Source organism: Arthrobacter sedimenti (assembly GCF_042652025.1).
GTDB lineage: Bacteria > Actinomycetota > Actinomycetes > Actinomycetales > Micrococcaceae > Arthrobacter > Arthrobacter sedimenti.
This window is the reverse complement of the sequence record NZ_JBHSDQ010000002.1, coordinates 535,385-556,108: the sequence shown is the minus strand read 5'-3', so window position 1 is coordinate 556,108 and position 20,724 is coordinate 535,385. Positions and strand designations below refer to the sequence as shown.

The window sequence follows — 20,724 nt, the reverse complement described above, 5'->3', positions numbered from 1 at the left end:
TTAAGGGTACCGGCTTTGGTCCGGACCATCGGCAGGCTCCTGCCGGGCATCGAGGACCTCGTTGACGATCCGGAACGCCTGGGACGGCTGGTAGCCTTTTCTGGCCAACATCGAGGCCAGCCGCCGGACAGCCTTGTCCCGTTCCCCCGGACCGGACACGTCCGTCCCGGGCCGGAGCTTGCGCTCCACCAGGGCGCGGGCCGCAGCTTCCTCGTCATCGTCGGTCAGTTGCTCCAGGGCCGAGGCCGCCGTTTCCTGATCGATGCCTTTTTCCGCGAGCTCACGCCGCAGCGCGCCCTTGGCCAGTTTGCGGGACTGGGCACGGCTCCGAACCCACATGTCGGCAAATTCGGCATCGTTGATCAGCCGCACTTCCTGGAACTTGTCCAGCACCGCTTCGGCAACATGGTCGGGGATGTTCCGTTCTGCCAATTTCCGGGCAAGCTGCAGCCTGCTCTTGGGCGCTGCAGTGAGCTGCCGGTACACGATGGCCTGTGCCACAGAGAAGGGGTCCGGTTCGGCGTCCAAGGACTGGGGGTCCTCAGGGACATCGAAGTCGTCCGGCGGCCCAGGGAAGGGGCCGCCGGACGTGGACCGCCGTGAGCGTGATCCAGCCAAGGGCTAGAACCCGTCGACGGCTTTCAGCTTGGGTGCATCCTTGGAGTCGTCTTCGGCGGGCTTGACCCCGACACCAAGCTTTTCCTTGATGAGGCGCTCCAGCTCGGCAGCGAGTTCAGGATTGTCGCGCAGGAACCGGCGCGAGTTCTCCATGCCCTGCCCCAGCTGGTCGCCATCGTAGGTGAACCAGGAGCCGGACTTCTTGATGATGCCGTGCTCCACGCCCATGTCAATGATGCCGCCCTCGCGGGAGATGCCCTGGCCGTAGATGATGTCGAACTCGGCAACCTTAAACGGCGGGGCCATCTTGTTCTTGACGATCTTGGCCTTGGTCCGGTTGCCCACGGAATCGGCGCCCTCCTTGAGGGTCTGGATCCTGCGGACGTCGATGCGGACCGAAGCGTAGAACTTCAGTGCCTTACCACCGGTGGTGGTTTCGGGCGAACCGAAGAAGACGCCGATCTTCTCACGCAGCTGGTTGATGAAGATGGCGGTGGTCTTGGTCTGGCTCAGGCGGCCGGTGATCTTACGCAGGGCCTGGCTCATGAGGCGTGCCTGGAGGCCCACGTGGCTGTCGCCCATGTCGCCTTCGATTTCGGCACGCGGCACCAGGGCGGCAACGGAGTCGATGACGATGACGTCCAGCGAGCCGGAGCCCACCAGCATGTCCATGATTTCCAAGGCCTGTTCACCGGTGTCCGGCTGCGAGACGAGGAGGGCGTCCGTGTCCACCCCAAGCTTGGCGGCGTAATCGGGATCCAGGGCGTGCTCGGCGTCGATGAATGCCGCGATGCCGCCGGCGCGCTGCGCGTTGGCCACGGCGTGCAGGGCGACAGTGGTCTTACCCGAGGATTCAGGCCCGTAGATTTCGATAACGCGGCCGCGCGGGAGGCCGCCAATGCCCAGGGCGACGTCCAGCGCGATGGAGCCGGTGGGAATGACTTCGATGGGGGCACGGACTTCGTCGCCCAGGCGCATGACCGAGCCCTTGCCGAACTGCTTGTCAATCTGGGCAAGCGCTGCTTCCAGCGCTTTTGCACGATCCGGGGCTGCCGCCATGGTTGACACCTCTAATGCTTTCTCGATGGTGGCCTACGCGGCCGATGTATTGGTCATCTCTGACGCTAAGGGGACCCACTGACATTCCGGCCGGAGGACGACGGCTATGTGGATAAACCCAATAGAAAAAGCATAGCGTTATCCGAACAGGTATTCGAAGAGTGCGATTCCCCCGGCGTGTCCGGCGGAAGGGGCGGGCTAGTCCCGCCGCGGCGCGATATCCCGTCCCAGCCGGCGTTCCGCCGGTACGTCCTGGACATCGCAGACGGCAAGCCAAACCTTCCGGGGCTCCACGCCGGCAGCGAGGGCCTGGTCGGCGGTGCGGCCACCTACGCCGGCAAGGACCAGGGTGCTGCTCAGCATGCGGGAGTAGCCCGCGCCGAACTCGTCATCCATGAGACGCCAGTACTCGCTGATTCGCATCGGTAAATCCTCTCATGATTGTGGACCATAGAATTATTGCCATGAGCACCTCCCCCGATGTCCCGCCGCGGCACGACGCTGGCCAAGAAGCCGCCGACTCCGCGCTGCAGAATGTCGAACACCAGATCAGCCTGTTTTGGCGGCGGGCCCGGGCCATTTCAAACCAGCTTTCACGCGAAGTCCACCCCGACATGGAGCCTGCCGCGTACGGGCTGTTGACGGTAATCCGCCGGGAGGGACCCATCCGGCTCACCGAGCTTGCCATGACCATCGGGGTGGGCAAGCCGTCAGTCAGCCGGCAGATCGCGTTCCTGGAAAGCCTGGGACTGGTATCCAAGGAGGCTGACCCACTGGACCGGCGGGCGCAGTCCATCCGCCTGACACCCAAGGGTGAGGAGAAGATGCACCAGGTCCAGGACGCGCGGCGCCAGGTCTTCCAGGAACGGCTGCGCGAGTGGCCGGTGGAGGACCTGCAGGAACTCGGCCGCTACATGGCCAAGCTGAACTCCACGTATGAGCGTGACGGCTTTCCCGGGGAAGCCGCAGGCGCAGCATCGGCCCAGGACCAATAGCCCAACCGGACAAGCATGCGGGGACCGGGACGAAAAGATACAGCAGGAAGCCCCCGGCCAGGCCGGGGGCTTCCTGCTGTTCGTCGGGCCCGCTGCGGGCGCCGGCTGCCTTTAGCGGGCGCCGGAGAGAAGGCCCGTGGAGAGTTCGTCGTCCAGTTCAGTGTTGAGGTCACGGCCGTAACGCTGGGAGAATTCCTGCGGAACGGTGTCCGGAACGGCGACACCTTCGGCTACTGCCACGCGGTCGCTGACCTCGCGGAGCATGCTTGACAGCGGAACATCCAGTGCCGAGCAAATCGAGGACAGGAGCTCTGACGATGCTTCCTTCTGGCCGCGCTCCACTTCGCTGAGGTATCCCAGGGAGACGCGGGCGCTGTGCGAAACTTCACGGAGCGTACGCCCCTGACGCTGGCGGACATCGCGCAGGACATCACCAATTTCGTGACGAAGTACTACCATCTTGCGCTCCTTCTGTTCGCTCTTAGCCTGTTCGGCGAGGCCCACATCCTTCCAGCGGACAACGCCGTTTACGGATACGGGCTGCTTTACCATCTGTATCGCCTTGCTCCCTCATTGGTCAGGTCCGCCGCCTGGCGGACCGTCGTGGTCATTTCATCCTAGGCGCCTCCGCTCTCCGGAAGCGACACAATGTAATAACTAATCGGTACCGGCTTTTGTTCCCGCCAACTTTACGCGCGGTAACTTAGGCGGCAACAGCCTCAGGCGGACAGCACTTCCCCGAGCCTTTCCAGGGCGGCAGCGCAGGCTGCGGCGCGGATGTCCGGCCGGCTGCCGGTGAAGGAATACTCGAAGGCGGCGGTTCCGGCGGCGGTTGAGATCCCGATGTAGACCCGCCCCACGGGCTTGCCGTCGTGGGCATCGGGACCTGCCACCCCGGTGGTGGAAAGTCCGACGTCGGCGCCGAGCTCAGCGCGCGCACCGGCTGCCATGGCCCGGGCGACGTCCGGGTCGACCGACCCGACGCGGGCCAGAAGATCGGCGGGGACGTGCAGCACCCTGTCCTTCACGGAGTTCTGGTAGGCCACCACCCCGCCCTGCAGCATTCCTGACGCTCCGGGCGTGTCGGCGAGAACCGCTGACACCATGCCCGCTGTCAGGGATTCGGCGGTGGCAACGGTCTGCCCGGACTCAAGCGCCTGGCGGACCGCCTGCGCTGCCAGCTGGTGAAGATTGCTCATGCCTGCTCCTGCCCCTGCACGGTCCCGGCCTGGCGCTTGCCCTTCGCACGGAGGCGCAGGGCCTCAACAACATACTCGACGCCGGTCCACAGCGTGATGGCCACGGCCGCCATCATGACCGCGAACGCCACCCAGGACATCCACGGTGCGAACGACCCGAACGGCAGGAGGTACAGGAAGATCGCCGCCGTCTGCACCACGGTTTTGAGCTTGCCTCCGCGGGAGGCAGGGATGACGCCGTACCGGATCACGAAGAAGCGCAGCGCCGTAATGCCCCACTCCCGGACCAGGATCACAAGGGTGGCCCACCAGGGCAGCTCCCCCAGCAGGGACAGCATCACCAGCGCGGAACCGATGAGGAGCTTGTCAGCGATGGGGTCGGCAATCTTGCCGAAGTCGGTGACGAGGTTCCGGCTCCTGGCGATGTCGCCGTCGAGCTTGTCCGTGTAGATGGCGACGGCGAACGCCGCCACCGCTGCCCAGCGCCACGGTCCGGATTCGCTGTGCAGCCCGGGCGCGTCCGCTACGAGGAACCACACGAAGAACGGGACCAGCGCGATGCGGATCATGGTCAGGACATTGGGGAGGTTCCAGACCCCGGCACGGCCCTGGCCGGCGGCGGTTGCATCGGTGCTAGTCACGTTTCTAGGCTACCGGCCTAACGCCCGGTGAGGGACCATGCATCTTCGGACCCGTCGTCGTCATCGCCGTAGCCGCCGGGCGCGGAATCGGAGCCGTCGTAGTATTCGACGCTCTGTTTCCTGTTGTCCAGGTCCGCAGCCACCAAGTCTTCGGCGTAGCCGCCCTGGGCGATGTTGGCGTTGGCATTGTCGCTCAGCGCGGCCGTCTGCGAGTCGGCCGTGGCCGGTGCTTCCTGGCCCTTCATGGCGGCCAGGACGGCGGCGAGGTCGTCCGGCTTGACCAGCACGTCGCGTGCCTTGGAGCCCTCGGAGGGACCCACCACTCCCCTGGATTCGAGCAGGTCCATGAGGCGGCCCGCCTTGGCGAAGCCGACGCGCAGCTTGCGCTGCAGCATGGAGGTGGAGCCGAACTGCGTGGTGACCACCAGTTCGGTGGCCTGCAGCAGCACCTCGAGGTCGTCCCCGATGTCGTCGTCGATCTGCTTCTTTTCCGCCTCGGGTGCGACGTCGTCCCGGTACACGGCCTGGAGCTGCCCCTTGACGTGCTCCACCACCTTGTGGATCTCCGATTCGGTGACCCAAGCGCCCTGGACGCGCATCGCCTTGGAGGCGCCCATGGGCAGGAAGAGCGCGTCACCTTGGCCGATGAGCTTTTCGGCGCCGGGCTGGTCAAGCACGACGCGGGAGTCGGTGACCGAGGAGGTGGCGAACGCCATGCGGGACGGCACGTTGGCCTTGATGAGGCCGGTGACCACGTCCACGGAGGGGCGCTGGGTGGCCAGCACCAGGTGGATGCCGGCGGCACGGGCCAGCTGGGTGATGCGGACGATCGAATCCTCGACGTCGCGCGGGGCGACCATCATGAGGTCCGCGAGTTCGTCGACAATCACCAGCAGGTACGGGTACGGCCGGATGACGCGCTTGGAGTCCGGCGGCGGCTGGACCTTGCCGGCACGGACGGCCTTGTTGAAGTCGTCGATGTGCTTGAACCCGTAGTTGGCGAGGTCGTCGTACCGGGCGTCCATTTCCCGCACCACCCACTGCAGTGCTTCGGCGGCCTTTTTGGGGTTGGTGATGATGGGCGTAATCAGGTGCGGGACGCCCTCGTAGGCGGTCAGTTCCACCCGCTTGGGGTCCACCATGACCATGCGGACCTCGTCGGGGGTGGCCCGCATCAGGATGGACGTGATCATCGAGTTCACGAAGGACGACTTACCGGCACCGGTGGCACCGGCGACCAGGAGGTGGGGCATCTTGGCCAGGTTGGCCACCACGTAGCCGCCCTCCACGTCCTTGCCGACGCCCATCACCATGGGGTGGTCCGTGCGGCGCGCGTTCTGGCTGCGGAGCACATCGCCCAGGGAGACGGTTTCGCGGTCCGTGTTGGGGATCTCGATGCCGATGGCCGACTTGCCGGGGATGGGGCTGAGGATCCGGACGTCGCTGGAGGCGACGGCGTAGGAGATGTTCTTGGACAGGGCGGTGACGCGCTCCACCTTGGTGCCGGGCGAGAGTTCGATCTCGTACCGGGTGACGGTGGGGCCGCGGCTGAAGCCAGTGACGGTGGCGTCCACATTGAACTGGGTCAGGGTGTCGGTCAGGGCAGCGACGACGGCGTCATTGGCTTCGGTGCGCTCCTTGGGGATGGAGCCGGGCGTCAGGAAGTCCGAGGCCGGAAGGGTGTAGGTGACGTCGCCCGCGAGCGAGAGCTGCTCGGTGCGTTGCGGGATCGGGACGGGCGGCGGCGCGGGCGCAACAGGGTTGGAAGGCACGGTGGGCGCGGCGGCAGGCTTGCCGACGGCAGCGGGAATGACCAGCGGGATGGCCTCGGTGGCGTTTTCGGCCGGCGCCCCGGCGCCCAGGCCCTGGGCTGCCTTGATCTTCTCGACGGCGATTTCCGCCTGGGTGGGCCGCCGCACGCCGGGCGCAGGCCGGGCAGGTTCGCCCTCGTCGTCGTCAATGACTGCGTGTTCAAAGGCTTCGTCGCCCACGTAGCCCTCAAGGCCGGCGTCGGGCTCCTCATCCTTGCCGAAAAGCTTGCGCTTCTTTTTCTTCGGGGCGGCAGGCCGCGTCCGTTCCAGGTAGCTGCGGTCGTGCGTGTCGCCGGGGCTCTCCTGGTCCATCAGGTCGATGCCCATGAGGTGTTCGTAGGCTCCCCGAAGGCGCCGTGGAATGGCCGTGAACGGTGTGGCGGTGAGGATCAGCAGCGAAATGAAAGCCAGCAGCCCATAGAGGAGCACGGGGACGGCCGGGTGGATGGCGGCCAGCGGCGCGGCAGCCAGGAAGCCAAGCATGCCGCCGGCTTTGCGCAGGCCGTCGAAGCCGTCCGCGACCGTTGGCTGGCCGCCCAGGATGTGCGCCAGGCCGCAGCCGGCGAACGCCATGATCAGGAAGCCGATGCCCACCCGGTTGTTGCCCCGGCCGTCGGAGGGCTGGCGGAACAGCCGGAACGCGCACACGAAAAGCATGAGCGGAAGCAGCAGGGAGATCCAGCCGAACGTACCGTTGACCACGGCGTAGACGGCGTCCGGGAACCAGCCTGTCAGGCCCCACCAAGCGAAGGTGGCAATGAAGATGCCCATTGCCAGGTTGAACAGGGCGGCGCCGTCGCGGCGCTCGTCGGCAGGGAGATCACTGACGTCATGGCCGATGCGGCGCACTCCCCCGCCCACCAGATGCCCCACGCCCAGCCAGGCTCCACCCACCACGCGCAGCAGCCAGGGCTGGTGGTGTTCGACGGCGGGAAGCTGGCGGGTACGGGCGGTGCTGGAGGAGCCGCCGCGTCCTGCCTTGCTGGCGGTGGAGCCGGTTCCGCGGCCTGTGGAGCTCCCGGATTTGCTGCCGGAGCTGCCCCTGCCGGTACCTTTGGGCGCGGAAGTAGTACGTGTGGCCATAGTAGCCACGCTACCGGAAGCATGCTGTGATTCCGGGGATATCGGGGCCGGGCAGGTGCCCGGCCCCATTGGTTAAACCGCTCCGGCCCGCACTCCTGCTGCCAGCGGGAGTGCGGGCCGGAGCCAGTGTACGGGTGTTGTCAGGCTTCGAGCACCACGGGGATGATCATGGGCTTGCGGCGGAGCTTCCGGTTGACCCACGTTCCGACAACCCGGCGGACAACCTGCTGGAGCTGGTGGCTGGTGTGGTCGGCGTGGTTCTGGACTGCTTCCTCCAGGGCCGCGTTGATCTTGGGGATGATGTCGTCGAAAACCGAGTCGTCCTCAGCCACGCCGCGGGCGTGGATCTCCGGACCGGATACCACCTTGCCGGTGGCGCGGTGGATGACCGTGATGATGGAGATGAAGCCTTCGTCACCGAGGATGCGGCGGTCCTTGAGGTCGGCGTCGGTGATCTCGCCCACGCTGGAGCCGTCCACGTAGACGAAGCCAACCTCCACCTGGCCGACAATGTCTGCCTGATGGTCGCGAAGGTCGATGACGCTGCCGTTGTCCGCGAGGATGACGCTGGCCTCCGGCACGCCGGACTCGATGGCGATCTTGCCGTTGGCGATCAGGTGGCGGGTTTCGCCGTGCACGGGCATGGCGTTGAGCGGTTCCAGGATGTTGTAGCAGTACAGCAGCTCGCCGGCGGCAGCGTGGCCGGAGACGTGGACCTTGGCGTTGCCCTTGTGGATCACGTCGGCGCCGAGCTTGAGCAGGCCATTGATGATCCGGAACACGGCGTTCTCGTTGCCCGGGATGAGGCTGGAGGCCAGGATGACGGTATCGCCGTCGCCCACCACCACCCGGTGGTCGCCGTTTGCCATGCGGGACAGGGCGGCCATCGGCTCACCCTGCGAACCGGTGGACATGAGCACCACGCGGTTGTCGGGAAGGTTGTCGATGTTCTTGATGTCGACAATCAGTCCCGCGGGAACGTCCAGGTAGCCCAGTTTTTCCGCGATGGCCATATTGCGGACCATGGACCGGCCCACGAAGGCCACCTTGCGGTTGTGCTTGGCTGCCGCGTCCAGCACCTGCTGCACGCGGTGGACGTGGGAGGAGAAGGACGCCACGATGATGCGCTTGGTGGCCTGGCCGAACAGCCGCTCCAGCGTGGGGCCGATTTCCTTCTCGGCCGTGGTGAATCCGGGGACGTCGGCGTTGGTGGAATCGGACATGAAGAGGTCCACGCCCTCTTCGCCGAGCTTGGCGAAGTGCCGGAGGTCGGTAATGCGCCCGTCCAGCGGCAGCTGGTCCATCTTGAAGTCGCCGGTGTGCAGGACGGTGCCGCCCGCAGTGCGGATGAACACGGCCAGGGCGTCCGGGATGGAGTGGTTCACGGCCACGAACTCGCATTCGAAGGGCCCGAACTTTTCCACCTGGCCTTCTTCGACGGTCAGCGTGTAGGGCCGGATGCGGTGCTCCTGCAGCTTGGCCTCGATGAGTGCGAGGGTCAGCTGCGATCCCACCAGCGGGATGTCGTTGCGCAGTTTCAGCAGGTACGGCACCGCGCCGATGTGGTCCTCGTGGCCATGCGTGAGGATCACGGCCACGACGTCGTCCAGCCGGTCCTCAATGTAGGAGAAGTCCGGCAGGATCAGGTCAACACCGGGTTGGGTTTCCTCGGGAAAGAGGACGCCGCAGTCCACGATCAGCAGTTTGCCGTCGATTTCGAACACGGCCATGTTCCGGCCGATCTCCCCCAGCCCGCCAAGCGGGACGATCCGCAGCGTGCCCTGGGGCAGGCGCGGAGGGGTGACAAGGCCGGTAAGGGCAGTTTGGGTCATAGTGCACTACTTTCCAGGCGGAAGGGTGCCGGTCTTAGCCTTAGGAGAAGACCAGCCCCGCTTCCGCCAAATCCCCGCGGATGGTTTCGATCTCGGTTTCGTCCGGCTCCACGAGGGGCAAACGGACAATCGAGTTGGGCAGGACTCCCTGCCATTTAAGAATCTGTTTGGCCGCCACGGCCCCCTGGACGCGGGTCATGGTGGCGCGGACCACGGGCTGCAGCTCGAAGTTGATCTTGCGGGCGGTCCCAAGGTCGTTGGCGTTGACGGCGTCAATCATTTCGCGGAAGCGGCGGGTGGCGACGTGCGTGGTGACACCCACCAGCCCGACGGCGCCCAGCGCCATCCAGGGAAGGGTCAGTCCGTCGTCGCCCGAGTAGAACAGGAGGTCGGTTTCCGCCATGACGCGCGTGGCCGCGGTGAGGTCCGCCTTGGCGTCCTTGACGGCGACGATATTGGGGTGCTGCGCCAGCCGGATCATGGTGTCCGGTTCGATCGCGATGGAGGACCGGCCAGGGATGTCATAAAGCATGACGGGGACGTCCACGGCGGACGCGATGGTCTCGAAGTGGGCACGGACGCCGGCCTGGCTGGGCTTGTTGTAGTAAGGGGTCACCAGGAGGAGGCCGTCGACGCCGAGGGCTGCCGCCTGCTGGGAAAGGTGCACCGAGTGCGCGGTGTCGTTGGTGCCCGTACCGGCGATGATCGCAGCGCGGCCGCCGACGGCATCCTTCACGGCGCGGAACATACCGAGGTTCTCTTCGTCCGTCAGGGTGGAGGTTTCACCCGTGGTTCCGGTGACCACCAGCCCGTCACAGCCGTCGTCGACCAGCTTGCTGGCAAGCGCTGCCGCCTGGTCGTAATCCACTGCGCCGTCCTTGGTGAACGGCGTGACCATGGCGGTCAGGAGGGTACCGAGGGCAGGGATGTGCGCGGAAGAGTCAGCCATGGAAAAAACGTTACCCTGTCCCCGGCTGGTTAGGACAATGCCACGGGCGTGACGAACGTCAAATACTCTGGCCGCCGGGCCGTGGCGCGTTTGTTCCGGCATGGCAATAGCGTCCGACGGCGGCCTGCCGGAGGTCCTCAGCCCAGGACGCAAGCCGCTGCGCAGCCCGCACATAGTGGAACAGCTCCGTTGGCGTCAGGGCATCAATGTCGGTCTCCGCCAGCCGCCGGGCCAGCTCGGCCCCTTCCGGCTGGGCAGCAAGACTGATGCCCTCCCGCTCCCACTGGACATCCTCGGCCGGACGACCCGAGACGAGTTGCCGGAAAAGATAGTCCACCACCCCGGGGCTCATTGCCTTCAGCGGGCCATCCCCGGCTGCGGCGTCGTCAGACGACGGACCGGCCGGCCGGAAACCTGCCGGTAATTCCCCTGACCGAAGGTTCCCGGACTGCAACTGTCCCGTGCGCAGATTCCCCGGCTGGCTGGATCCCCGCGGGGCAGGGGCTCCGGATGATGGCGTCTTCATGCAGCCATGCTATTCGAACATATATTCGAATACAAGGGGGTCCCGTACCGCCGCGACCCCTTCACCGTTTGAGGGTCACCTGCTTGACAGCAACGCCGCCAGTGCATGTGAGACGATCTGGTCATGACGTCCCGAACCCCGGCCACCCGGTCCCGGAAGACCCCAGGCCGGCCACAACCGGGGCGCCTTGGGGGCATCGACGCCGCCCGCGGCCTGGCGCTGCTGGGCATGATGGCCACGCACCTGCTGCCGACATTCGAATCGAATGCCAACCTCACCCCAACCTGGATCGGCCTGACATTCTCCGGGCGGGCCGCGGCGCTCTTCGCCGTCCTGGCCGGCGTGGGGCTTGCCCTCTCCACCGGCAGGGACAAGCCCCTGGAGGGCGCCGAACTGTCCGGTGCCCGGCGAGGAGTGGCGCTGCGCGCCCTGGTGATTGCCGCCGTCGGACTCACCCTGGGCGGTCTGGAAGTGAACGTGGCCATCATCCTGGTCCACTACGCCGTGCTGTTCCTGTGCATCCTGCCGTTCCTGGGACTCGGCGTAAAACGCCTGTGTGCGTGGGCTGCAGGCTGGATCCTGGTATCACCGGTGCTGGCTTACCTGCTGCGGCCCTGGCTCCTTGCCCCCGAGCCGCCCCTGAAGCTGGGCCAAAACCCAAACTGGGAGGACCTGGGAACCCCTTCGAGGCTGCTCGCGGACGTGTTCTTCACCGGGTATTACCCGGTGGTGCAGTGGCTGTCCTACCTGCTGGTGGGCCTGGCCATCGGCCGTCTGGTCCTCACCAAGGCGCTGGTTCCCGTCCTGCTGCTGGTGGGCGGAACCGTGGTGGCCGTGGCCGCCAAGACCCTGGGCACAGCCGCCATGGAGGACTGGGGCGGCCGGGCGGCACTGGAGAAGGTCCTCGACTCGCCGGGCTATCCGCTGGGCAGCGTGCTGCAGGTCAACCTGGCGGGACTGCCGCAGGAGGGCTCGTGGTGGTGGCTGGCATCCGCCGCACCACACTCCGGCACCCCGCTTGACCTCCTGCACACCTCGGCCGTGGCGGCGGCCGCCATCGGGGCCTGCCTGCTCCTGGGACGGCTCGCAGAATGGGTGGACCTGGACCTGCTGCTGCCGCTGCGGGGAGCCGGCGCCATGACGCTGACCCTGTATACCGTGCACGTGTGGGTGGTCTCCGGCTTCTACCTCAAACCCCTGCCCGCGGGCTGGACCGAAGACGGCATGTACTTTGCCCATGCAGCGGCCGCCATCGTCATTGGCATGGTGTTTGCCGTGATGGGGTGGCGCGGTCCGCTGGAATGGGTCGGCCACGCGGCGAGCCGCGTGGGCCGGGGCGGCCTCAAAGCCCTGCAGTGAACGGCAGCCATCAAAGGACGGGCGGCCATCCAGAGACGGGCGGCCATCCAAAGACCGGCTTCCACCTGACGATCCGTTTGTCGGTTAACGGAAAGGAACCCGCGGCCCACCACAAGATGGGGCCGCGGGTTCCTTTTTGAACACCTGCCGGGAGTTGGCTGCTTACTGGGCGGTCAGGTTGAAGGTGGCCGCCTTGTCGCCATAGTCATCAAAGACCACTACCTGGACCGGACCCTTTTTCACGTCGAACGCAATAATCCCCTTGCGGGCATCGCCGGCACCTACCTCATCGGTGGGCAGCGGTCCCAGCTTCTCGTCCAGGTACACCATCTCGCCCTCCTTGCCGTCGGCATCAAGGACGCTGAAGTTGGAGGGGCTGGAGAAGCTGCTGCCGGTTTGCGTCTCCCAGGAAACCTCTACGGCAAAGAAGCCACCGTTCTTTGCAGTCATGTAGTCCATGCCGGGAATCTTGTCCGTGTAGATGGAGTCGAGAACGCTGACCTTCACGGTGTTTCCTTCGGACACGGTGGCCACCGTGGAGTTCGCTCCGGCCGCGCTGCCGCCGGTCTGGCTTCCGCCGGAGGGGGCAGGCGCGGCCTGGGACGCCGAAGGAAGTTCAGGTGCCACGGGTACCTTCCGGGCATCGATGGCCGCACCAACCATGGCGATGGACGCGATAGTCAACAGAATCCCGGTAATAATGCTGACCAGCCAGACGACGGCAGTGATGATCCACGCCTTCTTCTTGTTTTCCTGGTAGCCCTCCAGCGGACGGCCGTCCTTGTCCCGCGTGTTTCCGGTCAGGGTCATGATCAGGTCCACAATCGACCAGATGCCCGCACCGCCGGCCGTGAGCAGCTTCGCCACGCCGGTGCCGATCTTGCCCAGGTAGAAGCGGTCCACACCGAAGGTACCCAGCAGGAGGGAAAGGAGCCACGTGACCATGAAGGACTTCCGCGGCGCATCGGAGTAGGGGCCCTGGCCGTAGGGCGCGGACTGGTATTCCCCCTGCGGACCTGCCGGATACTGCCCCTCGAAAGCGGGCTGCGCGCCAAAGGAGGAAGGCGGCGGCGGAATGGGGGGCGCCGACGGTCCGTTCTGCTGCGGGTGGGGGTAATTCGGGTGGCTCATTGATGGTCCTTCTGTGCGGTAACAGGGGTGCGGTGATAAGGGTGCAGTGGTCAGGATGCAGCGTCAGGCCTCCGGCGTCCGGGCACGCGGAACGACGGCGTCTGCGGGAAAGGGGTGGAGCTGCTGGGGCCGCGCCGGCGATATGTTGCCGCACCAGTGGAGCGGACAGTGCCGACGGTAGTGGCCATCCTCATGCTTTCCCCCAAAGCTAAAGAGTGTGTACTAAGTCAACCTACCGTGGACGGTAAAAAGCCGCGATGGGCAGAAATGCCCATCGCGGCGGGAAGCACCCCGGAAGCTAGGACGCGGCGGTGAAAAGCTTCACGGCGTCGCGCATGGATGCCCGGGCACGTTTACGGTCCCCGGCGGCGTCGTAGGCGCAGCTCAACCGGAACCAGGAACGCCAGTCGTCGGGAGCGGCCTCAGCCTCGGCCCGGTACTTTTCGAATTCGGCATCTGCAGCGGCCCGGACGATCCGGCCACCGGGCGTGCGCGGAAGCTCGTCCACCGGCAGGCCGCCTTCGGCCTCCAGGACCTTGGCCATCTGTTCGGTACGGGCCCCGAACATCAGCTCGCGGATCAGGGCCCAGGCGCCAACAATGGGCAGCACCAGGTAGGCGGCGCCGATGGCCTTGGCGGTCAGGTTGGCGTCCGACAAGAGCAGGAGGGAGCGCTGGAAGGACACCACCAGGTAGAACACCAGCAACAGCGTCACCGCTGCCACCCAGATCTTGGTGCGGTTCTTCCGGAAGCCGGCTGCGAGCCCGTGCACGGCCTAGAGTCCCAGGTCCAGGTAACCGTCCAGGCCCACGGTCAGGCCGGGGTGCGCAGCAACGTTGCGGACGCCCAGGAGCACGCCCGGCATGAAGGAGGCACGGTCAAAGGAATCGTGGCGGAGGGTCAGCTGCTCACCGGGACCGCCCAGCAGTACTTCCTGGTGTGCCACGAGCCCGCGGAGGCGCACGCTGTGCACGCGGACGCCATCCACTTCGCAGCCGCGGGCACCGGGGCGTTCACTGGTGGTGGCATCGGGGCTGGGCGGCAGCTGGGCGGCAGCACGTTCGGCGGCGATCAGCTGTGCAGTGCGGACGGCGGTGCCGGAAGGCGCATCCACCTTGTCCGGGTGGTGCAGTTCGATGATCTCCACCGATTCGAAGTACCTGGACGCCTTCGCGGCGAACGCGGAGGCCAGCACGGAGCCCAGGGCGAAGTTCGGTGCGATGAGGACGCCCGTCTCAGGGTGCTCCGCCAGCAAAGATTCCAGCGCGGACAGGCGGTCCGCGTCCCAGCCGGTGGTGCCCACCACAGCGTGGATTCCGTGCTCGACGGCGAAGCGGACGTTCGCTTCGGTGCTTTCGGGGACCGTGAGGTCCACCAGGTATTGGGCACCTGAGGCGGTCAGCTGCTCCAGTGCGTCACCCCGTCCCAGGGCTGCGACGAGCTTCATGTCGGGAGCGGCGTCGATGGCCTTGACGGCCTCGGCACCCATGCGTCCGTTGGCGCCGAGGACGGCCACCAGCTTGGGAACGGAGTGTTGTTCGGTCATGGCATTAACCCTACCGGCGCCGGTGGTTGGTGCAGGAACTGGGCGGCGTGCGTTACCTCGCAATCGGGATCAGTGGTGGGGGTCAGCCGCCGGCGCCAACCCATTCCACGGTGCCGTCGGAGAAAAACTGTTCCTTCCAGATGGGCACCTGTTCCTTGATGCGGTCCACGAGTACGGAGCACACGGCGAAGGCCTGGCCGCGGTGCGCGGCGGAGACGGCGCACACCAGCGCGGGGTCGCCGATTTCCAGCATGCCGATCCGGTGCGCTGCCCAGATCCGGACAGGCTGTTCAGCCCCGGCGTCCCCTTCAGCGCCCTGTTCGGCAACAAGGCGCGCGACGACGTCGGCCATCACCTGGTGTGCCGTGGGGTGCGCGCTGTAGCTGAGGCGCTGAACGGCCTTGCCGCCGTCGTGGTTCCGCACCACGCCGCTGAAGCTGACCACGGCGCCGGCCGTATCGCTTTCCACCGCGGCAATCGCCTGGTCCACGGAGATGGGATCCGCGCTCAGGACTGCCCTAACCACTTCGAATGCTTCAGTGCCCATGTCCGCCTTCCAGCTGGTCGCAGAGGTGCCCGATCAGCGGGTCCAGGACGGTGAGCCCGTCCATGACGCCCTTCGGTGATCCGGGCAGGTTGACGATGAACGTGTGCCCGGCGGCACCGGCGTAGCCACGGCTCAGGGCGGCGAGCGGGGTTTTGGCAGCGCCCGCCCTCCTGATCGCCTCCATGATCCCGGGAATTTCGCGGTCCAGGAGCGGCAGGGTGACGTCCGGCGTGCGGTCGTCGGGGCTGAGCCCGGTGCCGCCGCTGGTGATGATGACGGCGGGGTGCTGGGTGAGGAGCGCCCTGATGGCGGCACCCGCCGGGTCACCGTCGGGGACAACCATGGCCGGGAACACGTCGAAGCCGTGCTCGGCGAGCCAGTCAGTGATCACGGGGCCGGTTTCGTCGTCGTAGATGCCGGCAGCGGCACGGGTGGAGGCGATGACGACGCCGGCCTTCCGCCCCTGCACCTCGCCGTGCACGTGCGGGGCCGCCGCGCTGAAGGGTGAGGTCACAGTGCCCAGTCTCCGCTCTTGCCGCCACTCTTGGCCAGCACCTTGATGTCAGTCAGCACGGCGTGCTTGTCTACGGCCTTGATCATGTCGTAAACGCTCAGGGCGGCCACAGACACCGCGGTCAGGGCCTCCATCTCCACGCCGGTGACACCCCTGGTCTTGACGGTGGCGCCGATGGTGACGGCGTCAGCGCCAAGGTCAAAGTCGACCGTGACCTTGGACAGCGGCAGCGGATGGCAGAGCGGGATCAGGTCCGGCGTCCTCTTGGCGGCCATGATGCCGGCCACGCGGGCAACGGCCAGGGCGTCCCCCTTGGGGAGCCCGCCGGTGCCCAGGAGCTGCATCACTTCGGCGGTGGTCCGGACTGTGGCGGTGGCCGTCGCTTCCCGGGTGGTCTCTGCCTTGGCGGAAACATCCACCATCTGGGCGCTGCCGTCCTGGCGCAGGTGCGTCAGCGCGGGGGTCTGTTCTGCATTCACAGCATCCATACTTCCACCTCCTCCCCGGCCCCAAGCTCCGTGACGCCCTCGGGGATGTGGACCAGGACATTCGAGCCCGCGAGCGCGTGCATCAGGTGCGAGCTCTCGCCGCCTTCCAGCCGTACCGTCCCGTCCGGCTGCAGGTTCCCCCGGCGGACCTGGTGTTTGGAGCCGGGCGACGTGAGCTGCCGGTCATGCCCGTCAAGATCAAGGCGGGCGCGCAGGGGCAGCCGGGGCGCCGGCGCCCCCAGCAAGGCCGACAGGGCGGGGCGGAGGAACATCTCGAAGGACACCAGGCAGCTGACCGGATTGCCGGGAAACCCAAGGAAGGGGACGCCGTCGAACGTTCCGATTCCCTGGGGGCCGCCGGGCTGCATGGCGACGTGCAGGAAGTCGACCGGTTGTTCCGCCATGGCCTGCCGCACCACCTCGTAGGCTCCCTTGCTGACGCCGCCGGTGGTGACGATCAGGTCCGTGTCCCGGCCTTCGGTCCGCAGCAACGCCTGGAGTTCCGCAGGGCTGTCCGTGGAGATCCCGGCTCGGCGGACGTGGAGGCCTGCCTGCGTCATGGCCGCTTCCAGGAGGGTTCCGTTGGAGTCGTAGATCTTGCCCTCCGGAAGCGCCTGCCCGGGTTCCACGACTTCGTCCCCAGTGGTGACGAGCAGGACGGTCACCGTCCGGTACACCTCCACCTCCGCCATGCCAAGGGCGGCGAGCAGTCCCAGCTGCGCCGGCCCCAGGCAGGTTCGGGCGGCGAGCGCCCGCTCCCCCGCCGCAATGTCGCTTCCGGCGGCGCGCACGTACGTTCCGGGGGCTGTGGCAGGCAGACTCACAACGCGGCCGTCACCCTCGGGAAGGAAGTGGTCGGGCACCGCCTTTTCAATAGGTACGACGGCGTCAGCCCCCGCCGGGATCATCGCACCTGTCATGATGGGCGCCGCAGCCCCCGGCCCAAGCGGCTGCGGGCTCGACCCGGCGGGAATGGGAGGCATGATGCGCAGCTCAGCGCCGCCGTCGGGGATGTCCGCGGAACGGACAGCATACCCGTCCATCTGGGAGTTGGCGAAGGGGGGAAGATTGAGCGGAGCAAGGATTCCGTGCACCAGCGCCCGGCCCAGGGCATCAGGCAGGAGAACAACTTCAGCGCGGGATTCTGCCGCCAGCGGGGCGAGGAGGTCAGTGACTGCGGCCAGATGCGCGGCGACGGAGCGGGCGTTGTGGGCCTTGCCCGCAGGGGCGTGATGCGCAGTGGTCATGGGTACGCCTTTGGTCGCGGCCGTCAGGATTTCACGTCCACTCTAACCGTGTGGAATCCGGTGGCCCCGTCAGGCGCGGGCGGCCGTGATGTTTCATCCTGGGGCCGGCCGTTCATGTCGCTGGCGCGGACCTGGACTTCGTACTGCCCCGGTGAGAGGTCGACCGCCAGCTTCCACTGGTACCAGGTGTCCGCGGAGATGCCGGGCGCCAGCTCAGCTTCCCGCCAGGGCCCCCGGTTGAGCCGCACTTCCACCTTCCCGATGCCGGTGTGCTGGGCCCAGGCGACGCCGGCAAATACAACGGTTCCCGGGCTGACCGGGCGCCCGCTGCGCGGCACGTCGATGCGCGACGACGTCTTGATGGGTCCGCGCTCGGACCAGCCCCGCGGGGTCCAGTACCCGGCGTCGTCGGCAAACCTCGTGACCTTGAGTTCCGTCAGCCACTTGGTTGCCGAGACATAACCGTAAAGGCCGGGGACCACCAACCGGACGGGGAAGCCGTGCTCCAGCGGCAGCGGTTCACCGTTCATGCCGACGGCCAGCAGGGCATCCCGGTTATCCGTCAACACCTCCAAGGGCGTTCCGGCGGTCCAACCGTCGGTGCTGCGCGAGAGCACCATGTCGGATCCCGGCTGCGGTCCTGCCAGTGCCAGCAGGTCCCTGACCGGCCAGCCCAGCCAGCGGGCGTTGCCGATCAGGTCGCCGCCCACGTTGTTGGAGACGCAGGCGATGGTGATGTGGCGTTCGGTCAGGGGTTTGGCCATCAGGTCCGCTAAGGAGAGCTGGACCTCCCGGGCCACCATACCGGTGACTTTGAGCAGCCAGGTATCCGGGTTGACCGCCGGGACGGTGAGGGCTGTGTCGATCCGGTAGAAGTCACGGTTTGGCGTGACCAGCGGCGGCATTCCCGCCACGCCGGACTCCGCGGCCGCCGGGATTGGCGGCGCCGGAGATGCCGGCGTTGGAAGGGTGATGCGGGCCCTGGCTTCGCTGACCGCGTTGGCGGCACCGCGCCAGATGCCCGCCAGCAGCCCTGCAACCCCAGCGGCCGCTGCCGTGCCGGCAAGGGCCTGGAGGAAGCTGCGGCGTGAGCGCGCAACTGTGGCATCCGGAGTGCTTTCCCCGTCTGGGGTTGAAGCAGTACCCTCCCACGCCGCCAGCCGCCCCACCAGGAGCCGCAACAGCACGACGGCGGCAGCCGCGGCCAGGAGCGGCAGGACAACAGGGACCTGGGTCACCTGGGAACGCGTCAGCACGGCTGCCGCCCCGGCGAGGCCGAAGATGCCCACCAGGACGGCCCCAGAGAACCGTCTGCGGAGCTCAAGCACCCCAGCCAGCGCGGCCAGCCCCGCGATGACCAGCGCCATGCCCGCCAGCAGGGCAGCCTTATCGGCCGTACCGAAAAGGGAGATGGCCCAGTCCTTCACACCGGGAGGAACGGCATCGATCACCACTCCGCCGACGGCGGACAACGGGGACAGGGACGGGCTGGCGAATCCTGCCAGCAACTCCCCCGCGGCGACCCCGCCGGCGACGGCCACCATCCCGGCGGCAGCGGCCCAACGCCCCTTTGTGTCCCGCACCCTAGCGCGCGGGACTCCCGGTTGCCGGACGGAACGTTCCGGCCGCCCCTGAAGGCCGCCGCCGTCGTCGTCCGCCCCGTACCTGCGCCCGGAACTCTTCACAACTCCCAGCATAGGTTCGTGGCACCTGGATGACGCCGGGCCTCTGATGGTGTGATGCGCGGCTCAAGGTGGCGTAGCCTGAATTCATGAGTGTCCAGCTAGGCATGCCCCAGCCGCCGGAGGAAGCAGCATCGGCTGTGCCCGGACGCCGCCCCGCGGATGCACCGGCCGGCCTGGCGGACCGGTACGGCCGCCGCGCCACGGACATGAGGCTGTCCCTGACCGACAAATGCAACCTCCGCTGCACCTACTGCATGCCTGCCGAAGGCCTCGAGTGGTTGGCCAAGCAGGCAGTCATGACCGGCGAAGAAGTCGTGCGGATCGTCAAGGTGGGCGTAGAACAGCTGGGCGTCCGGGAGCTGCGGCTGACGGGCGGCGAGCCGCTGGTCCGGCACGACTTGGTGGACATCATCGCAGCCCTGCGGCGCAACCACCCCGGCCTTCCGATCTCCATGACCACCAACGGCGTTGGCCTGGCCAGGAAGGCCGCCGCCCTGAAGGACGCCGGGCTGACGCGCATCAACGTGTCGCTGGATTCCCTGCATGAAGAAACGTTCACCAAGCTGACCCGCCGCCCCTTCCTCGACCAGGTCCTGGCCGGTGTGGACGCCGCGTGGGCTGCCGGGCTGGGACCCGTCAAACTGAACGCCGTCCTGATGCGCGGGATCAACGATGCCGAGTCACCGCAACTGCTGGCCTGGGCCCTGGAGCGCGGATACGAACTGCGGTTCATCGAGCAGATGCCCCTTGATGCGGACCACGGCTGGACGCGCCGCAACATGATTACTGCCGCAGAAATCCGCGGGCTGCTGTCCAGGGATTTCGTCCTCAGTCCCGATCCCCGGGAACGCGACGGCGCCCCTGCGGAACGCTTTGAAGTACGACGCCGGGTGGCCGGCACTGCGGATCCGGAGGGTCCCGTTCTGGGAACCGTGGGGATTATCGCCTCCGTCACCGAGCCGTTCTGCTCCGACTGCCGGCGCACCAGGATCACCGCCGAAGGCAAGATCATGAGCTGCCTGTTCTCGCGCGAGGAATACGACCTGCTGGGCCTGCTGCGTGCGGGCGCCGGCGACGCGGAGCTGGCGCAGCGGTGGCAGGACGCAATGTGGATCAAACCAAAGGCCCACGGTATGGACCACGTGGGACTGGACGCCCCGGACTTCGTCCAGCCGGACCGCAGCATGAGTGCCATCGGGGGCTGACCGGAATGCTTGTACGTTACTTTGCTGCCGCACGCGCCGCCGCGGGTTTCGAGGAAGAAAAGTTCAACCTGCCCGACGGCGCTACAGTTGCGGATCTGGTGAAAGCTGTAGCGGCCGTGGAGCGGCCGGAGCCCCCAACGGGAACCCCGCCGCTTCCCCGGATCCTTTCCCGCAGCAGCTTCCTGCTCAATGAGGTGGCCGTGCGGGACCATGCAACCGTGCTGGGTCCCGACGACGTGGTGGACGTGCTGCCGCCCTTCGCGGGGGGCTAGCGGGCCTGGTTCGGCGG

The 20,724-nt window shown here is 67.0% G+C and carries 22 protein-coding genes; 4 read left to right on the top strand and 18 right to left on the bottom strand.

Annotated features, from left to right (window positions below; translation table 11 throughout):
* The 3 genes from ACFO0G_RS07810 to ACFO0G_RS07800 form a co-directional block, all read right to left on the bottom strand.
* The gene (locus tag ACFO0G_RS07810; protein WP_376976994.1) at window positions 1-501 is read right to left on the bottom strand and encodes a regulatory protein RecX; all 501 of its coding nucleotides are present in this window, start codon (window positions 499-501) and stop codon (window positions 1-3) included.
* A gap of 120 nt (window positions 502-621) precedes the next feature.
* On the bottom strand, window positions 622-1,677 hold the full coding sequence (recA, locus tag ACFO0G_RS07805; RefSeq protein ID WP_142135479.1) for a recombinase RecA: 1,056 nt from the start codon (window positions 1,675-1,677) through the stop codon (window positions 622-624).
* Between the two features lie 198 nt (window positions 1,678-1,875).
* Window positions 1,876-2,100 (bottom strand): DUF3046 domain-containing protein, encoded by a 225-nt coding sequence (locus ACFO0G_RS07800; RefSeq protein ID WP_376976962.1) that lies wholly within the window; start codon window positions 2,098-2,100, stop codon window positions 1,876-1,878.
* Window positions 2,101-2,141: 41 nt separating this feature from the next.
* On the opposite strand from ACFO0G_RS07800, the gene ACFO0G_RS07795 reads away from it, so the two are divergent.
* Complete coding sequence (locus tag ACFO0G_RS07795) at window positions 2,142-2,672, top strand: MarR family winged helix-turn-helix transcriptional regulator (RefSeq protein WP_286403189.1); 531 nt, start codon at window positions 2,142-2,144, stop codon at window positions 2,670-2,672.
* Window positions 2,673-2,783: 111 nt separating this feature from the next.
* On the opposite strand, the gene ACFO0G_RS07790 is transcribed toward ACFO0G_RS07795, so the two are convergent.
* From ACFO0G_RS07790 to ACFO0G_RS07760, 7 genes are all read right to left on the bottom strand, one after another.
* Window positions 2,784-3,224 carry a helix-turn-helix domain-containing protein gene (locus ACFO0G_RS07790; protein WP_142134528.1) on the bottom strand — a complete coding sequence of 147 codons (441 nt, stop codon included), beginning with the start codon at window positions 3,222-3,224 and terminating at the stop codon, window positions 2,784-2,786.
* Window positions 3,225-3,391: 167 nt separating this feature from the next.
* Window positions 3,392-3,871: a CinA family protein gene (locus ACFO0G_RS07785; RefSeq protein ID WP_376976961.1), complete on the bottom strand. Its 480-nt coding sequence runs from the start codon at window positions 3,869-3,871 to the stop codon at window positions 3,392-3,394.
* Entirely contained in the window at window positions 3,868-4,512 is a 645-nt protein-coding gene (gene pgsA / locus ACFO0G_RS07780; protein ID WP_286403185.1) for a CDP-diacylglycerol--glycerol-3-phosphate 3-phosphatidyltransferase, read from the bottom strand. Before pgsA ends, ACFO0G_RS07785 begins: the two co-directional genes overlap by 4 nt.
* A 17-nt stretch (window positions 4,513-4,529) precedes the next feature.
* Window positions 4,530-7,406, bottom strand: a complete 2,877-nt coding sequence (locus tag ACFO0G_RS07775; protein ID WP_376976960.1) for an FtsK/SpoIIIE family DNA translocase — start codon at window positions 7,404-7,406, stop codon at window positions 4,530-4,532.
* 140 nt (window positions 7,407-7,546) lie between these two features.
* On the bottom strand, window positions 7,547-9,238 hold the full coding sequence (locus tag ACFO0G_RS07770) for a ribonuclease J (protein WP_142134536.1): 1,692 nt from the start codon (window positions 9,236-9,238) through the stop codon (window positions 7,547-7,549).
* 40 nt (window positions 9,239-9,278) lie between these two features.
* Window positions 9,279-10,187, bottom strand: a complete 909-nt coding sequence (dapA, locus tag ACFO0G_RS07765) for a 4-hydroxy-tetrahydrodipicolinate synthase (protein WP_286403182.1) — start codon at window positions 10,185-10,187, stop codon at window positions 9,279-9,281.
* Between the two features lie 58 nt (window positions 10,188-10,245).
* Window positions 10,246-10,713 (bottom strand): hypothetical protein, encoded by a 468-nt coding sequence (locus ACFO0G_RS07760; RefSeq protein ID WP_376976959.1) that lies wholly within the window; start codon window positions 10,711-10,713, stop codon window positions 10,246-10,248.
* 123 nt (window positions 10,714-10,836) lie between these two features.
* Here ACFO0G_RS07760 and ACFO0G_RS07755 point away from each other — a divergent pair, with 123 nt between their 5' ends.
* Window positions 10,837-12,072 carry a heparan-alpha-glucosaminide N-acetyltransferase domain-containing protein gene (locus ACFO0G_RS07755; RefSeq protein WP_376976958.1) on the top strand — a complete coding sequence of 412 codons (1,236 nt, stop codon included), beginning with the start codon at window positions 10,837-10,839 and terminating at the stop codon, window positions 12,070-12,072.
* 162 nt (window positions 12,073-12,234) lie between these two features.
* On the opposite strand, the gene ACFO0G_RS07750 is transcribed toward ACFO0G_RS07755, so the two are convergent.
* The 8 genes from ACFO0G_RS07750 to ACFO0G_RS07715 all read right to left on the bottom strand — a co-directional run bounded on the left by ACFO0G_RS07750 (window position 12,235) and on the right by ACFO0G_RS07715 (window position 19,089).
* A complete protein-coding gene (locus ACFO0G_RS07750; protein ID WP_376976957.1) occupies window positions 12,235-13,203 on the bottom strand; it encodes a TM2 domain-containing protein in 969 nt (322 codons plus the stop codon).
* Window positions 13,204-13,501: 298 nt separating this feature from the next.
* Entirely contained in the window at window positions 13,502-13,975 is a 474-nt protein-coding gene (locus tag ACFO0G_RS07745; RefSeq protein ID WP_376976956.1) for a hypothetical protein, read from the bottom strand.
* Window positions 13,976-13,978: 3 nt separating this feature from the next.
* Window positions 13,979-14,749, bottom strand: coding sequence for a 4-hydroxy-tetrahydrodipicolinate reductase (gene dapB, locus ACFO0G_RS07740; protein WP_376976955.1), 771 nt, complete (start codon window positions 14,747-14,749; stop codon window positions 13,979-13,981).
* Between the two features lie 82 nt (window positions 14,750-14,831).
* A complete protein-coding gene (locus tag ACFO0G_RS07735; protein WP_376976954.1) occupies window positions 14,832-15,296 on the bottom strand; it encodes a molybdenum cofactor biosynthesis protein MoaE in 465 nt (154 codons plus the stop codon).
* Window positions 15,286-15,810, bottom strand: coding sequence for a MogA/MoaB family molybdenum cofactor biosynthesis protein (locus tag ACFO0G_RS07730; protein WP_376976953.1), 525 nt, complete (start codon window positions 15,808-15,810; stop codon window positions 15,286-15,288). The genes ACFO0G_RS07735 and ACFO0G_RS07730 overlap by 11 nt, the downstream gene beginning before the upstream one ends.
* Entirely contained in the window at window positions 15,807-16,298 is a 492-nt protein-coding gene (moaC, locus tag ACFO0G_RS07725; protein ID WP_376976952.1) for a cyclic pyranopterin monophosphate synthase MoaC, read from the bottom strand. Before moaC ends, ACFO0G_RS07730 begins: the two co-directional genes overlap by 4 nt.
* Window positions 16,286-17,545 carry a molybdopterin molybdotransferase MoeA gene (locus ACFO0G_RS07720; protein WP_376976951.1) on the bottom strand — a complete coding sequence of 420 codons (1,260 nt, stop codon included), beginning with the start codon at window positions 17,543-17,545 and terminating at the stop codon, window positions 16,286-16,288. Before ACFO0G_RS07720 ends, moaC begins: the two co-directional genes overlap by 13 nt.
* Before the next feature lie 23 nt (window positions 17,546-17,568).
* Window positions 17,569-19,089: a molybdopterin-dependent oxidoreductase gene (locus ACFO0G_RS07715; protein ID WP_376976993.1), complete on the bottom strand. Its 1,521-nt coding sequence runs from the start codon at window positions 19,087-19,089 to the stop codon at window positions 17,569-17,571.
* Window positions 19,090-19,316: 227 nt separating this feature from the next.
* Between ACFO0G_RS07715 and moaA the strand changes: the two genes are divergently transcribed.
* A complete protein-coding gene (gene moaA, locus ACFO0G_RS07710) occupies window positions 19,317-20,435 on the top strand; it encodes a GTP 3',8-cyclase MoaA (RefSeq protein ID WP_376976950.1) in 1,119 nt (372 codons plus the stop codon).
* Between the two features lie 5 nt (window positions 20,436-20,440).
* Window positions 20,441-20,707 (top strand): MoaD/ThiS family protein, encoded by a 267-nt coding sequence (locus tag ACFO0G_RS07705; RefSeq protein ID WP_286403161.1) that lies wholly within the window; start codon window positions 20,441-20,443, stop codon window positions 20,705-20,707.
* Window positions 20,708-20,724: the final 17 nt, after the last annotated feature.